The sequence below is a fragment of the Paraburkholderia sp. BR14320 genome, assembly GCF_040948665.1.
Classification (GTDB): domain Bacteria; phylum Pseudomonadota; class Gammaproteobacteria; order Burkholderiales; family Burkholderiaceae; genus Paraburkholderia; species Paraburkholderia youngii.
The window spans coordinates 1-14677 of sequence record NZ_JBFPKG010000001.1 but is presented as its reverse complement, the minus strand read 5'-3'; the positions used below and the strand labels follow the sequence as shown (position 1 = coordinate 14677).

Genomic DNA, 14677 nt, shown 5'->3' with positions numbered 1-14677 from the left:
CCGATCATGCAAGTTGCCGCAGTCCGTGAACCCCGCCACGACGCGCCTCGCACCTCGCACGTCGTACCGATCCACGTCGCGCCCAGCACCGCGGCGGCACGCCACGCCGTCACGCGCTGCTCCACCTGCGCGATGCGCGCGATCTGCATGCCGCCCGAGCTGACGCCGGACGAACTGAGCCGGCTCGACGCGTTGATCTGCTCGACGCGCTCGATTAAACGCGGCGACGCGCTGTATCGCGCGGGCGACGAGTTTCAAAGCATCTACGCGATACGCGCCGGCTCATTCAAAACCGTGGTCATGCATCGCGACGGCCGCGAGCACGTGACCGGGTTCCAGATTGCGGGCGACTCGCTTGGCCTCGACGGCATCGGCGAGGGCAAGCAGAATTGCGATGCGATCGCGCTCGAAGATAGCGTCGTGTGCATCATTCCGTTCGCGCAGCTAGAGGCGATCTGTCGCGAGATCAAACCGATGCAGCATCACATCTATCAGATGATGAGCGGCGAGATCGTGCGCGAATCGAGCCAGATGATGCTGCTGGGCACGATGACCGCCGAGCAGCGCGTCGCGACGTTCCTGCTGAATCTGTCGAAGCGCTTCAAGGCGCGCGGCTTTTCGGCCGCGGAGTTTCATCTGCGCATGACGCGCGAGGAAATCGGCTGCTTTCTGGGCATGAAGCTCGAAACGGTGAGCCGGATGTTCTCGAAGTTCCAGCGCGAACGCCTCGTCAAGGCGAACGGCAAAACGATCCGCATCGAAGACCCGGAACGACTGGCTCGGGTTTGAGCGTCGGCGCGGCGCTCGCCTCACGTTCGTTCGCGGGACATGCCGGGTGGAACCGGCGCTCCTGAACTGATATAACTCAGTGCGTTGCGGTACGCGACCTTGCGTGGCCGCCCGGAGGAGCGATGGGTCTATCGAGCGGCGAGTCTTCCTGCTTCACCAGTGTTGCGTCCGGGTCGGACGTGTCCGTCGAGGATCGCTATTTCATGTTGGTCGAAGCGGTACAGGACTACGCGATCTTCATGCTCGACCCCGCCGGCCGCGTAACCAGCTGGAATCCCGGCGCACAGCGCATCAAGGGCTACACGCCCGAAGAAATCATCGGCCAGCATTTCTCGAAGTTCTATACCCCGGAAGACATCGCGGCCGGCAAGCCCGCTCGCGAACTGGAAACCGCCGCAACCGTCGGCCGCGCCGAGGACGAAGGGTGGCGTGTGCGTCGCGACGGCTCGCGTTTCTGGGCCAACGTGGTCGTTTCCGCCGTGCACGATGCGTCGGGCGCGCTGCTCGGCTTCGCCAAGGTCACCCGCGACTTGACCGAGCGCATGCGTCTCGCGGAACTCGAACGCGCGAGTCAGGTATCCACGCACACGCAGATCGCCCGTGAAAACGAGCAGAAACGTATTGCACGCGAACTGCACGACGATCTCGGCCAACGGCTGACGGCGCTGAAAATGAGCGTCGCGCTGCTCGAAGCGAAGCTGAATCAGCAAGCCGACACCGAGCCGCTTGCGGCGCAAACGCATGAGCTGCAAAAGCAGATCGACTGGATGGCCGCTTCGCTGCGGCGCATCGCCGCCGATCTGCGCCCTCCGCTGCTCGACGACCTCGGACTCGCCGCCGCGCTCGACTGGTTGGCCGACGACTTCACGAAACGCTACAACGTGCGCTCGAGCGTGCATCTCGAACCGTCCGAGCCGGTATGCGGCGAATTCGCGGCCACGGCGCTGTTTCGCATCGTTCAGGAGGCGTTGACGAACGTCGCGCGGCACGCCAAGGCGAGGCGCGTACGCATCGACATGATCTGCGCGGGCCCGACCGTATCGCTCGATATCGACGATGACGGCGTGGGTGTCGCGCTGGATCAGTCGCAGGGAACAACTTCATTCGGGCTGCTTGGCATCCGCGAACGGGTGCGGCAGTTGCGCGGCAACGTGTCGTTCACCAGCTCGCCCGGCCACGGTTTCAGGATCTCGATCCAGCTACCAGCCGACGCGCTCGTGTAGTGCTCACACGCCGCCGCGCGCCGCTACCGGGGATTACTCCTCGGGCGCTTCCTCGCCGATCTGCTCGCGCATCAGCAACACCGGACAGGTCGAGAAACGCAGCACCCGCTCCGCCACGCTGCCGATCACGAGGCGCCGCACGCCGCGCCGCCCATGCGTGCCGAGCACGAGCAGATCGGCGTGGACCTGCTCGCCGTGGCGCAACACGATCGTGGCGACGTCGTCGGACAGGCTCTCCGACTCGATCATCGCGGGCCGGCAACGCACATCGGCGGCGGCGCAGGCCTGCTCGGCCTCCTCGAGCACCGAGTGGCCGTCCTGGCGCAATGCTTCGACTAGCGCGAGCGGGTCGTAATAGCCGGCATAGGAAAAGATCGGCGTCTTGTCGACTACATAAACCGGATGCACGACGGCCTTCGTCAACGCGGCGAGATTCACCGCTTCTTTGAGCGCGCGTTTCGAGAAAGTGCTGCCGTCTAGCGCGACGAGAATATGTTGGTACATGCCGATTCTCCACTGAGGTTGGATTTGTCAACGCGCGTGGCGCGCCCCTGCTACAGATAAAAAGGCCCGCCCGCACTGCCCGGATGCGGCTCCCGCCACTGGCCACGCAGCACCGCATCCGCCCGCAACGACGGCGCATCGCGCGGACACACGAGCACGGGACAAGCCGCGTCACGCAGCGTGCGCGACGTCACGTGTCCCGGCAATGGATGCGGCATGCCGCGCATGCCGTGCGAACCCATCACGATCAGGTCCGCGTGCCAGCGTTGCGCTTCGTCGAGAATCGCGGTCGACGCATCGCCGGAATCGTCGTTGAACTCGAGCAACGCGGTTTCCGCCGCGCGCCGGCTCTGTTCGAGCATCGCCGCACCGCGCCGCAATACATCGATTCGCTGCTGCAACACGACTTCGAACGGCAGCCATTCGCACCACGCAAAGCGGTCGTCGGCCGCGTAGACGACCTTGATGCACGAGTCGGGCGGCGCGACCGCGAGCGAGGTGCGCAGCGCGTCGAGCGCGGTGTCGCTGCCATCGATCGCGACCAGCACGCGGCCCACCGCCGCGGCATCGCTCATGTCGGTCGCGTCGGTCGCGTCGGTCGACCTCGCCGGCATATACAGCACCGGACGTCCGATCGACGCGACCAGTTCCTCCGGATCGATACGGCCACCCCAGCGATGTTCGCGCGAATGCGCGGCCACCGCGACCAGATCCGCATCCCATTGCGCCGCCGTATGAGCGAGCGCTTCGGCCGCGCCCTGATGCAGCGCGGTCAGATCGACGATTTCGGCGTCGGTCGCCGCGACGACGCCGTGCAACGCGATCACCGCGTCGCGCAGCGCAGCCTGCGCACCGTGCAGCATCGCGCGATGCGTCTCGCACCAGTCCGGATAGCTGAGCATCAGCGTCGGATAAAGCGCGGCCGGATTGCAAACGATATTGACGAGACGAAAGCGCGCGTCCGCGGCGACGAACTGCTGGGCGACGCGCGTGGCGAGCGCCAGTCCGGCGCCGCCCGCGGACGCGATCATCACGCGGTGAAAGGAGTTGCGCTCGGCGGCAGTGTTCATCGGCTTTCCTCGGATCGTCGCGCCTCGGCCCGTGACGGGGCCCCAACGGTGCGCGCTTACATAATGAACGCCGGCGCGGCGGGCGGCTTGATCTGTATCAAGCGACCATGGCCCGTGAGCAAATCATCAGCGGATCGCGAGCACGGCCGCGCCGGTCAGCTTGCCGTGGCGCAGATCGTCGAGCGCGCGGTTCGCGTCGCGCAACGGGTAGGTGGTCGTCTCGATCGCTAGCCGGGTCTCCGCGGCGCTGCGCATGAACGCAAGCCCATCGTCGCGGGTCAGATTGGCGACCGATACGACGCGCCGCTCGCCCCACAGAAACGCGTACGGGAACGACGGAATGTCGCTCATATGAATGCCGCCGCACACCACCACGCCGCCCTTCGCGACCGCCTGCAGCGCCAGCGGCACCAGTGCGCCGACCGGCGCGAACAGCAGCGCGGCGTCGAGTTCGCTGGGCGGCGCCTCGTCGCTGCCGCCCGCCCATGCCGCGCCAAGGCGCAGCGCGAGTTGCTGGGCCGCGTGATCGCCGGGACGCGTGAACGCATAGACGGTGCGCTGCTGGTGACGCGCGACCTGCGCGACGAGATGCGCGGCCGCGCCGAAACCGTAGATGCCGATCCGTTCGGCGTCGCCCGCCATGCTCAACGTGCGGTAGCCGATCAGACCCGCGCACAGCAGCGGCGCGGCCTCGATATCGCCGTAGTGCGGCGGCAGATGAAAGCAATAGCGGCTATCGGCGACCGTGCGCTCGGCATAGCCGCCGTCGATCGTGTAGCCGGTGAAGCCAGCGTCTTCGCAGAGATTTTCGCGGGCGGACAGGCAGTAGCGGCAGTGCCCGCAGGTGCGCCCGACCCACGGCACGCCGACCCGCTCGCCCACCTTGAAACCGCTGACGCCCGCGCCCAATTCGGCCACCACGCCGACGATTTCGTGGCCTGGAATCACCGGCCGTTTCGGATGCTCGAGTTCGCGATCGACCAGATGCAGGTCCGTGCGACACACGCCGCAGGCATGAACGTCGATCAGGATCTCGCCGGCGCCGGGCCGCGGATCCGGCACTTCCCGCTCGGTCAGCGTCGCCGAACTGCCGTCGAACACCATCGCTCGCATCGGGTTTCTCCTTCTGACGCTTCGGCGGCGGCACGCTGACGTCATGCAGACCGCGAGGTGCGCGCCGTTTTCATCAGATCAGCATAGGCGCGCCATTGTGTCGCGCGATCGGCCGCTGCCCTGAACCATTTGATCGAGGTCAATAAGGGCCGTTTCGCCGTCCGTACACTGATCTTATTCCTGATAGGCGCAGGACGCGCAAACGCTCGGGCAGCAGGTACCTGGCCAATCCGAACCAGTCATTTATATTGCGGAGACTTATCATGCGTTTGACCGTTCATCTCGACACGTTCGATCGTGTCAACCCGATGGCCTTCGCCATTCTCTGGCTCGACAAGGACACGCGGCGATGGTCGCGCGAAGGTCATTTCGCGCTCGACTTGCCCGAATGGGGCGCGTTGCATGTGGATTGCGGCAATACGCTGGTGTGCGCGCCGCATGGCACGGCGCCGGTCTGCGTGCTCGAGGGGCTCGATCTCAACCAGCTCGACGGGCCGTTCGAAGGCGAGATCGGCCGCGTGCAGTGGTGCGCGGACGGCGGCAGCAGCCTGATCAGCGGTCACTGGCGCGTGCAATGCATCGACGTCGAACAGACGGAACCGGAAAACAGCGTCTTCGCAACCGACGAAAACGCGTGAATGGGCGCGTCGTAACCGCCGAGGAGGCGATCGCCACGACTGCCGTCGCTGATCTCGAGCGCGTGCGGCCAGCGCACGCTTTGTGCTTCGTCCGCACGCCGTGGGCCTGTTTCACGCGACTGCCGCTCGATCAGCAATGGGGCGACGGCACCACCGCCGTACCACTCTGGACGTGACGAAAAGAGGCCTGGAGCTGCGTCAGGTTGTGAACATCGAGTTTCGCGTAGATTTTTCGCACGTGGTCGATCACAGTGTTTTCGCGAATACCCATCAGTTGCGCAATATCCCCATGCGAGCGTCGGAGCAACAGGTAAATGCAGAGTTGCCGCTGCCGTTCGCTCAAGCCAAGCTGAAATCCCCGCGTCTCGATTTCGAACGCGAGCGGAGGGAAATGCTCGGTGTAGTTAGCGATACATGCGTGGTCCGCGCTCACTGCTGCGTGGTCGAAGCGATACGCTCTGAACGTAAATCGACCGGCGGCGTTGAACCGTTCGAGGACAGGTGGCGCTGCGGCGCAGCCTCGCCAGATTCCGTTGAAATTGGCGAGTAGCGGCGCTAGCCAACCCGGGAGCCGGGTATGTTGCGCGTGGCTGACCGACTCTCCGCCTGCCAGCGCGAGCATCCGCATGCCGTCGTCGTTCTGCAACATGATCTTGCCGGTGTCGTCGGCCACGATAACCGACGAGCGGCCATCTTCCGTGTGATCGGGATGCCGGCCTTTGGGCGACGTGAGCGCATGCGCGATATGTGCCGACAAGGGTCGAATGTCGGCGAGATCCCGTTCGGAAAACGGCCGGCCGCCCGGCATTCTCTTGAGCGTCACGCTGCCCCACCCGCGCTTCCCATCGAAGGCCGTCAGTTCCAGGCTGTGCCGGATGTGCATAGGGCGGTAGAGCTCGTTATACATCGTGCTGTTGAGCAATACCCCGTCGTGGCGTGCCGAGTTTTCGTATCCTCGTCCGCGCCGCATCGCAGTCGAAAAGCTAACCCCCATCGCGTCAACCTGCATTTCCGTATTGTGCACTTCGGACATGTAGAGCGGCATCATTGCGTAGATGGCCTCGTTCTGGCTGTACATGTCGCTAAGCGCATACTGCGCGTCCGCGTAGAAGAACATGCCCCAGTCCGCGCCGACCAGCGTACGAAGCGTTTCGACGACGTGCGGAATGACGATGTGCGGATCAGATCCAAGCGAGCACAGTCGCCGGACGTGACCTGACAAAGCAGCGTGTTTTGAAGACATTTCTGTCTCCGGAATCGTAGAAATCCGCTATTCCTTTGGTTGCTTCATATACTGTCAGACGTTAGGCACGACTGTTACTCCCATTTGCGAGGGTATTGGTCCAGCGGAGATGTAAAGATGGGACGAGTCGATGACATTCATGCGGCGGTGCGGCTCGTCTATCAGGCGGCGCTCGATCCCGGGGAATGGCATGCGGCGCTCGATTCGGTCGTGAACGCTATTGGTGCACATAAAGCGGTGCTCAACGAAGTGACCGGAGATGCCGTTGGTGTCGTCGCGTCGACCGGCATCGACCTCTATTCCGCGTCACGACTGCACCGCGAGTTCGCGTCACGAATGCCGTACTGGATCAGCGCCATTCCGGCAGGAACGTCATTGCGTCAATCGTCAGCGATCTCCGACGCGGATTTCAGACGCTCTGATCTGTATAACGAGGCGGTTCGTCCAGCTGGCGGGTTCTACGGGATCGTCACGCCACTCGTGCGCACGCCTGTGCGTCAGGTCTATCTTTCGACCGGCCGCGAATTAGGTGCAGCGGATTTCGATAACGAAGACGTAGACGCCTTGAATGTCGTTGTGCCCCACCTTATCAACTCGCTCGAAGTGGGCAAGCGGCTCGTGCGCGCGGACGCGAACGTCAAGTCGGTATTTGATTTGCTCGATCGCGCGAGCGTCGGCGTCATTCTGTTCGACGCCGCGCTGTGCCCTGTGTTCGTGAATAGACGCGCCGAGGCGCTTGCATCGAGTGGCAACGGATTGGTGCTGTCCGAACGCACGGTGGCGGCGACGAGGCACGCGGAAACACTGTTGTTGCAGAAGGCGATGGCCAGCTCGGTTGGCTTGCATGACATAAAACGCAGCGGCCGCGAGAGTGCGATACAACGAGCCGCCCCCACGCGCTGCTATCTTTCGCGCGATCCGCCGCGCCTGCCACTCGTCGTCAGGATCATGCCATTCGACCTGCACCAGCGGTCTGGCGCGTATGGAGATGCGGGCGAATCCAACACCACACGTGGCGCTCTGTTCCTGACGGAGGCCGATCGTGCGCCGAACGTCGATGCGGACGTACTCGTTGAAACGTTCCAGCTCACGCGCCGCGAGGCTCAACTTGCAGTGTTGCTTGCCAACGGCTACTGCGTCGAAGAGGCGGCAACGAAGCTCACAATCGGCTTAGGCACAGCGCGGGGATACCTGAAACAGATATTGGGCAAGACCTGCACACATAGACAGGCCGAGCTCGTCGCGCTGATCCTGCGCAGCAGCCTGCAAGCTTTCGAATCTGCCGATGGCCGCTAGAGTCGCGGCGGCAAGGCCGTCTCCGCCAGACCGGCAAGCGGGCGTTTTTCGCGCACGCGCTGACTCAGCATGCCAAGCACGAGTAGTGCTATCGGATAGAGGATCCTGTAGTTCGAATCCGCCATCAGGAAACCACAGGACAGAAATGCGAGCGGTGTCAGAAGCCATCGCTGTGCTCCGCGTTCGATCTTCCAGCAAGCGAAGATACATACCAGGTAGAGCACCAGGAAATTCTGGTTAGCAACGATCAATAGATCCGAGATCTGGATATGAAATGCCGTCACCCCTGCCAGTACGGCCGCAAAGCTTGCCGCCACCAACAGTACTGCGTTGCGAGGCGTTCCTTGCGCGTCCAGGCGCGCAAACACTCCGGGCAGCAGGCGGTTCCTGCTGGCGGCATAGAAAAGACGACTGGCAGCGAAGACCCACGCATTGGCTGTCGCCTGGATAATCACGACTGTCACCAGCGCGAATGCAGACTGCCAGCGCAAGGGAACGAGATGGGCAATCCCTTCCGCCGCGTTCACCGACGACTGGTTACTTGACGCACCGTTTACGGTGCCTGCCAGCAGGGAATACAACACCACTACGACGAGAAAGCTAGCCAGATAAACGAGCTTGATCGTTCGCTGCGGCTGCTGGAACTCTTCGAGACCGAACGAGACGTTCTCCCAGCCTACAAATGCCCAGAAAAGCAGAGCACTCACTCTCCAGACCTGCGATGGCTTGACGCCTGTCCAGTCGGGACGCGTCCACAACAGCATACCGGTGCGCAGGTCGGCGTGCCTCGTCACGCAAAGGGCGAGCACGGCAGCGACGATCAATGCGAGCGAGAGCTTATTGACGAGCGCAGCCTTGCGAATGCCGACCAGGTTGAACGTAATGGCGACCAGCAAGATCGAGATGCAGATGGGCACATGAGCACTCTTGCCGAGGCCAAAGGCAACGAGCGCATAGCTTGCCCCGATCATCGATTGGGCCGGCACGGTAAGCGGGAACGTGCCGCATAGAACGGCCGTGACGGCAGATTCGGCACGCCGCCCGAGCGCGGCTTCGGCGTAACGCGAAATGCCCGCGGCGGAGGCGTAGCGCGTGCCAAGGATTGCAAACACCCAAAGCAGCGGAAGGCAGGCGATCGCGCAGGACAACCATCCGAATGCCGCGATTTGCGGTGAGCCGAGCTGCAGCGCAAGGCCCGGAAGACCAAACACGCCGGAGCCGACGACCATCCCGACAGCCAGCGCCGTGCCGCCGAACAGCGAAATCTGCCGACGCAATTCTGGCACTTCTTTCTCCTTCGCTGTTTCCTGTGCTGTGACTCGATGCAAGTCCAGCTCGATTGCGGTGACTAGCACGGTCGTATTCATGCTAGATGTCGCGCGAAGGCGAAACACCCCATGCGCAGGGGGCATCTGCGAGTCGGCCGCGAGCGAACGGAGCGTCAGTTGGCCGTACCGTCGCCAGGCGCGAATCGGCTGGAGGCACAGCGGAAGGTTCTCCTGGGCAGCACCCGGCGCGTCAGGCGGTCGTCAATGGCAGCGTCACACGGGCCTCCAGACCGCCAGAGCAGCGATTTTCGAGTTCGAGTTCGCCGTGCATGGCGAGCGTCAGGCGTCGCGCGATGGCGAGACCGAGGCCGCAGCCGTGCGTCGAAGCCGCCGCTTCGGGCGCACGGTACCACGGAGCGAACACCGTCTCCAGAAGGGCTGGAGCGATGCCCGGCCCGGAATCGACGACGGCGAGCACGAGGCGCTGCGCGTCCACACTCACACTGAGACGGACATCCGCGCCATAGCGCAATGCGTTGTCCACGAGGTTCGCTAGCACGCGGCGCAGCGCATGAGGACACGTCATCACGGGACGCCCTACGCGCCCCTCGAGTGCGATGGCGCGTCCGGCGTCGCGATAGTCGGCGATCAGCGCGCCAAGCAGGGCGTCCGCATCGACGGAACGCATGGGCTCCAGTGCACTGCATTGCATGCGCGCGCAGGAGAGACTGCCCTCCACCAATTCGGCCATCTCAGCCAGATCGCGGGCGAGCGCGTCGCGCACCGCACGGTCCTCCACAGGTTCGGAGCGCATGCACATGCGCGTGAGCGGCGTGCGCAGATCGTGCGCATAGGCGGCGAGCACATGGAGCAACTCCGCCTGCCGGCGAGCGCGATAGCGCGTACATACATTGAAAGCGCGAGCGAGACGGGCGATGGCCGGCGGTCCCATCCCTTCGGGTAAGACGTACTCCGTTGCGTCGCCAGGGTTCCGCGCGATCTCCGCCGTCATGCGCTGAACGCACACGCGCAGCTCCACGACTTTCAGAGCCGCAAGGGCCGCCGCGAGAACGGCAGGCAGCATGACTGGCGGACCGACGCGCACAAGCATTTCCCAGCTGGCCTCATGCGTAGCAAATGGAGCGTAAGCGCAGGCGGCCGCGAACAGCACCCACAATGCACACGACCACGCGGCAAAGGACAGCCACGCGGACGTGCTCATGCGTACGCCAAGGGTGTTGGGTGCGTCGATCGAGTGTGCGCTCATATCCGTTCTCCTGTACTGGCCGCTTCGTACCACTGCCGCACGCGCATTGACAGACAGCCAGCACCATGCCTCGCTCGGCATCGTCAGGATAGTGCCCACCAAGGGCGTCCACCAGCATATGAACGTATGGGTTCAACCTACATAGGTTCACGCCAAGGTCACCCGTCACGAGCCTATACGGACGTATATGAAACCCATCCTTAAACATCTCCCTACCCAGTCCTCAATGGAATGGTTCTACCGCTTCGTTCTGGTTAATCTTCTCGCAGCGGTATTTAAAACGCATCTGCACGCGCTTATCACAGGTCATGGAAAAACCCGATCACATCCTGGTTGTCGACGACGACCGCGGCATACGCGAGCTGGTTGCCGATTATCTCGAACGAAACGGCATGCGCGTTTCGGGCGCGGCCAATGGACGGGAAATGCACGAGATTATCGGCAAGCAGGCACCCGACCTGATTCTGCTCGATCTGATTCTGCCCGGAGAAGACGGCCTCGCGCTTTATCGCACGTTGCGTGAGAACCGCCATCGTGCGGTGCCCGTTCTGATGCTGACGGCGAACAGCGACGTCACCGACCGCATCATCGGGCTCGAAATGGGCGCGGACGACTATATGTCAAAGCCGTTCCAGGCCCGCGAGCTTCTCGCACGGATAAGGGCGGTATTGCGCCGCACGCGCATGCTGCCGCCGGACGTGCAGCCAGTGGACGACACAGCCGTTCTCGGCTTCGGAGAGTGGCGCCTCGACACTACCGCGCGTCATCTGCTCGAATCCAATGGCAACGTCGTGACGCTCAGCGGCGCCGAATACCGACTACTGCGCGTGTTTCTCGACCATGCGCAACGCGTCCTGACGCGCGATCAGTTGCTCAACCTGACGCAGCGCCGCAACGCCGATCCATTCGACCGCTCGATCGATCTGCTGGTAAGCCGGCTCCGGCAAAAATTGAATGACACCGCACGCGCCGCCCGCTACATCAAGACGCTGCGCAACGAGGGCTACATCTTTTCGGCGCCGGTCACGCTTCATCGTGAAACTCGCGAAACCGTGCAGTACGCAGGGGCGCAGGTTAAGAGCGAAGCGCTCCGACAGCAGCGAAGTTTCTTTGGTGTCGCACGATTTTTGTAGCGATGCGTACCGACCGCGCCGGAGGATACAACGGCCTACCTATCACCCGCACGCGGAAACAAGCCCGATACGTGCGAGGCCTCTAATGACTCCACGCAACGGCGACTCACCCACGCGGCCAGCGAAACCTGCTGACATGGAAGCCACGAATACGAAAGCCATCGTAATGGAGGGCCCGGGCGGCCCTGATGCATTGCGGGCGCCATCGACGTCAGGATCGGAGGTGTTTATCCGCTCGAGCAAGCGGCCAAAGCACACGAGGACATGGAGAGCCGCAGCACGACGAGCAAGCTGCGGCTGATTCCCTAGCGCCGCTTCGCATGTGCTTTCAGCTCTCACCAAGCGCTCCCTTGAGCGTGGCGAGAAGTACAGAAGCGCTGAAGGGTTTGAACAGACAATCGTACGCGCCCTGCGCTATCAGGTTATTGCGCACGGCCCCGTCCTTGCGAGCGGTAATGAAGACGACCGGCACGCCTTTACCGAGTCGTTTCAACTCGCGAAAAAGCGCGAGCCCGCCCATACCCGGCATGCTGACATCGAGGAGAAGACAATCGGTTTGATCGACGACTCCAGAAGCAAGAAAGCTTTCCGCCGATGAGAACACGCTCACAGCATATCCAAATACCCGCACCAGTTCGGGAAGCGCCTCCCGCACTGAATCGTCATCATCAACCAACGTTACTCGCATGATTGCCCGCCATTAAAACTCGTTGAGACCGCTACACCGCTGCCAAAGGATGCACGAACGCGATCTGCCGATCTACGATACCTTGGTATCTTTCGAACAATAAATTCCGGCAAGAAGAGTGCAAGCGCGCCGCACACGGCGTCAAAGCGCGCGCGGGCAGGACGTGGCGGCCGTGATCAGACTCCAGGCAGGGCATCCGTATATTTAGGCAATTCAGGTTTCGCCGAGACGGATACCTATACCAAAGAACAGTCCCGTACGCAGTTAGATTGACGACAGACATGCGAAAGCACGATGGTTTGAATTGACCGCTGCCGGTAAATTTGGGCCATGAAATCTCATCGAGGCGGCCGTTGCTCGCGCATCACTGACTCGTTTGGTTCTTCCCGGCAAGGAGTAGTGCGCAATGCTCGTTCAGGTCGCTCCGCTGACACGATTCGACCGTGTGCTGCTTTCACTTCTTGCATTTTTCTGTTTGAGCGAAACATCGTTGGAAATGGTCTTCTCTGATTCACAGGAAGACATCGCCGCGGTATTGCTTGCAAAGGCGACATGGATGGCGCTAATCGCGGGAACGTTTATGCAGCGTCGATATGCCGCCCGTTTACTCTCATATCTATGCGTCGTCAGCGCTATCGCAGTCGGGCTGTCTCTGCCGGATATGGCCAGCAAGGCGCCCTTCTTTTTTTTGATTCTGACGATTGACGTGCTGCTCAAATTTTCGATGTTCGTTCGGGTGGCGGTCGTCTCATCGCATCCCATCGACCCTTAGGATCGGCCGGGTACTTCGACGACAGCGATTTTCGAGGCGGTGCCTGGGGTGGCGCTAGAAGTTGCAGGCGAACTGCCGACATCACCAATAGCGTCGCATCGAAGAAAGTGTATCCTTGCGCAACAATTTTCGTTGCAGCGGCGATGCATAAAAAAACAACTGTCTTGTGGGACGATGGCGAGCGTGTCTTGTGGAGAGGACCGTCCTCGGTGGTGGCCGGTCAGAGCGAGCTGTTCGTGCGGCTTGCCGCTGACCAGCCGATGCCCGCCAGCCTCGATCGTCTTGCCCACGAGTTCGGGCTGAAGGACGAGCTTGACAGTGCGTGGGCGGTACGGCCGCTAAGGCTGGTGCGCGAAGGCGGACATGCGTCGCTGGCATTCGAGGACCCAGGCGGCGAGCCGCTCGCGCGTCTGCTCGGCGCACCCATGGAGATTGGCTATTTCCTGGAACTCGCCATTGGCATTGCCGCCGCGCTCGGCAAGCTTCACCAGCGCGGCCTGATCCATAAGGATCTGAAGCCCGCGCATATCCTCGTGCATTGCGCCGACGAACAGGCGCGGCTCACCGGATTCGGCCTGGCCTCGCGTCTGCCACGCGAGCGCCAGGCGCCCGAGCCACCCGAAACCATCGCCGGAACACTTGCCTACATGGCGCCCGAGCAGACCGGCCGGATGAACCGCTCGATCGATTCGCGCAGCGATCTGTATGCGCTCGGCGTCACGTTCTATCAGATGCTGACAGGCGTCCTGCCGTTTGCCGCCACGGACGCCATGGAATGGGTGCACTGCCATATCGCCAGAATGCCATTGGCACCCAACGCGCGGGTGGAAGCCATCCCCGCCGTCATCTCCCGCATCGTCATGAAGCTGCTCGCCAAGACAGCCGAGGAGCGTTATCAGACTGCCGCCGGTGTCGAGCATGATCTGCGGCGTTGCCTCGCGGACTGGGAGCGTCAGCGCCGCATCGACGACTTTCCGCTGGACGAGCACGGCACCCCCGACCGGCTGATGATTCCCGAGAAGCTTTACGGACGTGAGCGGGAAGTCGAGACCCTGGTCAGCACCTTCGATCGGATTCTGGATAGCGGCACGCCCGAGCTCGTGCTGGTTTCCGGTTATTCGGGCATCGGCAAATCGTCGGTGGTCAATGAACTACACAAGATCCTGGTGCCGCCACGGGGATTGTTTGCGTCCGGCAAGTTCGACCAGTACAAGCGCGACATTCCGTATGCGACGCTGATCCAGGCATTTCAAAGCCTGGTGCGCATGCTGCTGGGCATGTCCGACACGAAGCTGGCAGGCTGGCGCACAAGACTGGCCGAGGCGCTCTCGCCCAATGCGGCGCTGGTGAGCGACCTGATCCCCGAACTGAAGCTGATCATCGGCGAGCCGCCCCCGGTCCCGGAGCTCGAACCACAACAGGCGAAACAGCGCTTCCTGCAGGTGTTCCGGCGCTTCATCGGTGTATTCGCTCAGGCCGACCATCCGCTGGCCCTGTTTCTCGACGACCTGCAGTGGCTCGATGCAGCGACCCTGGACCTGCTCGCGGACCTGCTGATCCAGCCGGAACTGCGCTACCTGATGGTCATCGGCGCCTATCGCGACAACGAGGTGGATGCCGCCCATCCGCTGACGGCCCGGCTTGAAGCGATCCGCAGCGCGGGCGCGAAGATC

General features: G+C 62.7%; 15 protein-coding genes. 8 read left to right on the top strand and 7 right to left on the bottom strand.

Annotated elements, in window-relative coordinates:
- Positions 1–6: 6 nt before the first annotated feature.
- A complete protein-coding gene (gene fnr / locus AB3X89_RS00075; protein ID WP_368581231.1) occupies positions 7–789 on the top strand; it encodes a fumarate/nitrate reduction transcriptional regulator Fnr in 783 nt (260 codons plus the stop codon).
- A 122-nt stretch (positions 790–911) separates the two neighbouring features.
- The gene (locus AB3X89_RS00070) at positions 912–2012 is read left to right on the top strand and encodes a PAS domain S-box protein (RefSeq protein WP_368581230.1); all 1101 of its coding nucleotides are present in this window, start codon (positions 912–914) and stop codon (positions 2010–2012) included.
- A 33-nt stretch (positions 2013–2045) separates the two neighbouring features.
- On the opposite strand, the gene AB3X89_RS00065 is transcribed toward AB3X89_RS00070, so the two are convergent.
- The 3 genes from AB3X89_RS00065 to AB3X89_RS00055 form a co-directional block, all read right to left on the bottom strand.
- Complete coding sequence (locus AB3X89_RS00065; protein ID WP_368581229.1) at positions 2046–2516, bottom strand: universal stress protein; 471 nt, start codon at positions 2514–2516, stop codon at positions 2046–2048.
- A 50-nt stretch (positions 2517–2566) separates the two neighbouring features.
- Complete coding sequence (locus tag AB3X89_RS00060; RefSeq protein WP_368581228.1) at positions 2567–3586, bottom strand: universal stress protein; 1020 nt, start codon at positions 3584–3586, stop codon at positions 2567–2569.
- A gap of 126 nt (positions 3587–3712) precedes the next feature.
- A complete protein-coding gene (locus tag AB3X89_RS00055) occupies positions 3713–4699 on the bottom strand; it encodes a zinc-dependent alcohol dehydrogenase family protein (RefSeq protein ID WP_368581227.1) in 987 nt (328 codons plus the stop codon).
- A 263-nt stretch (positions 4700–4962) separates the two neighbouring features.
- On the opposite strand from AB3X89_RS00055, the gene AB3X89_RS00050 reads away from it, so the two are divergent.
- Complete coding sequence (locus AB3X89_RS00050; protein ID WP_368581226.1) at positions 4963–5337, top strand: DUF3564 domain-containing protein; 375 nt, start codon at positions 4963–4965, stop codon at positions 5335–5337.
- Positions 5338–5467: 130 nt separating this feature from the next.
- Here the strand turns inward: AB3X89_RS00050 and AB3X89_RS00045 are convergent, their stop codons facing one another.
- Positions 5468–6580 carry a helix-turn-helix transcriptional regulator gene (locus AB3X89_RS00045; RefSeq protein WP_368581225.1) on the bottom strand — a complete coding sequence of 371 codons (1113 nt, stop codon included), beginning with the start codon at positions 6578–6580 and terminating at the stop codon, positions 5468–5470.
- 117 nt (positions 6581–6697) lie between these two features.
- On the opposite strand from AB3X89_RS00045, the gene AB3X89_RS00040 reads away from it, so the two are divergent.
- Positions 6698–7876 carry a helix-turn-helix transcriptional regulator gene (locus tag AB3X89_RS00040; RefSeq protein ID WP_368581224.1) on the top strand — a complete coding sequence of 393 codons (1179 nt, stop codon included), beginning with the start codon at positions 6698–6700 and terminating at the stop codon, positions 7874–7876.
- Here the strand turns inward: AB3X89_RS00040 and AB3X89_RS00035 are convergent.
- Positions 7873–9243: an APC family permease gene (locus AB3X89_RS00035; protein ID WP_368581223.1), complete on the bottom strand. Its 1371-nt coding sequence runs from the start codon at positions 9241–9243 to the stop codon at positions 7873–7875. The two genes, AB3X89_RS00040 and AB3X89_RS00035, sit on opposite strands and share 4 nt — an antisense overlap.
- Positions 9244–9394: 151 nt before the next feature.
- Entirely contained in the window at positions 9395–10411 is a 1017-nt protein-coding gene (locus AB3X89_RS00030) for a sensor histidine kinase (protein ID WP_368581222.1), read from the bottom strand.
- Between the two features lie 308 nt (positions 10412–10719).
- On the opposite strand from AB3X89_RS00030, the gene AB3X89_RS00025 reads away from it, so the two are divergent.
- Complete coding sequence (locus AB3X89_RS00025; RefSeq protein ID WP_368581221.1) at positions 10720–11544, top strand: response regulator; 825 nt, start codon at positions 10720–10722, stop codon at positions 11542–11544.
- A 192-nt stretch (positions 11545–11736) separates the two neighbouring features.
- On the top strand, positions 11737–11853 hold the full coding sequence (locus AB3X89_RS00020; RefSeq protein WP_368581669.1) for a zinc-binding dehydrogenase: 117 nt from the start codon (positions 11737–11739) through the stop codon (positions 11851–11853).
- A 19-nt stretch (positions 11854–11872) separates the two neighbouring features.
- On the opposite strand, the gene AB3X89_RS00015 is transcribed toward AB3X89_RS00020, so the two are convergent.
- A complete protein-coding gene (locus AB3X89_RS00015) occupies positions 11873–12232 on the bottom strand; it encodes a response regulator transcription factor (RefSeq protein ID WP_368581220.1) in 360 nt (119 codons plus the stop codon).
- A 406-nt stretch (positions 12233–12638) separates the two neighbouring features.
- On the opposite strand from AB3X89_RS00015, the gene AB3X89_RS00010 reads away from it, so the two are divergent.
- Positions 12639–13004: a hypothetical protein gene (locus tag AB3X89_RS00010; RefSeq protein WP_368581219.1), complete on the top strand. Its 366-nt coding sequence runs from the start codon at positions 12639–12641 to the stop codon at positions 13002–13004.
- Between the two features lie 143 nt (positions 13005–13147).
- A partial coding sequence (locus AB3X89_RS00005) for a serine/threonine protein kinase (RefSeq protein ID WP_368581218.1) occupies positions 13148–14677 on the top strand: 1530 nt, incomplete at its 3' end.

What these genes read in the sequence shown, in the direction of transcription:
- AB3X89_RS00050 (WP_368581226.1), top strand. Translation starts at nt 4,963, where the DNA reads ATGCGTTTGACCGTTCATCTCGACACGTTCGATCGTGTCAACCCGATG.
- AB3X89_RS00015 (WP_368581220.1), bottom strand. Translation starts at nt 12,232, where the DNA reads ATGCGAGTAACGTTGGTTGATGATGACGATTCAGTGCGGGAGGCGCTT.
- AB3X89_RS00055 (WP_368581227.1), bottom strand. Translation starts at nt 4,699, where the DNA reads ATGCGAGCGATGGTGTTCGACGGCAGTTCGGCGACGCTGACCGAGCGG.
- AB3X89_RS00065 (WP_368581229.1), bottom strand. Translation starts at nt 2,516, where the DNA reads ATGTACCAACATATTCTCGTCGCGCTAGACGGCAGCACTTTCTCGAAA.
- AB3X89_RS00040 (WP_368581224.1), top strand. Translation starts at nt 6,698, where the DNA reads ATGGGACGAGTCGATGACATTCATGCGGCGGTGCGGCTCGTCTATCAG.
- AB3X89_RS00070 (WP_368581230.1), top strand. Translation starts at nt 912, where the DNA reads ATGGGTCTATCGAGCGGCGAGTCTTCCTGCTTCACCAGTGTTGCGTCC.
- fnr (WP_368581231.1), top strand. Translation starts at nt 7, where the DNA reads ATGCAAGTTGCCGCAGTCCGTGAACCCCGCCACGACGCGCCTCGCACC.
- AB3X89_RS00060 (WP_368581228.1), bottom strand. Translation starts at nt 3,586, where the DNA reads ATGAACACTGCCGCCGAGCGCAACTCCTTTCACCGCGTGATGATCGCG.
- AB3X89_RS00010 (WP_368581219.1), top strand. Translation starts at nt 12,639, where the DNA reads ATGCTCGTTCAGGTCGCTCCGCTGACACGATTCGACCGTGTGCTGCTT.
- AB3X89_RS00030 (WP_368581222.1), bottom strand. Translation starts at nt 10,411, where the DNA reads ATGAGCGCACACTCGATCGACGCACCCAACACCCTTGGCGTACGCATG.
- AB3X89_RS00025 (WP_368581221.1), top strand. Translation starts at nt 10,720, where the DNA reads ATGGAAAAACCCGATCACATCCTGGTTGTCGACGACGACCGCGGCATA.
- AB3X89_RS00035 (WP_368581223.1), bottom strand. Translation starts at nt 9,243, where the DNA reads ATGAATACGACCGTGCTAGTCACCGCAATCGAGCTGGACTTGCATCGA.
- AB3X89_RS00045 (WP_368581225.1), bottom strand. Translation starts at nt 6,580, where the DNA reads ATGTCTTCAAAACACGCTGCTTTGTCAGGTCACGTCCGGCGACTGTGC.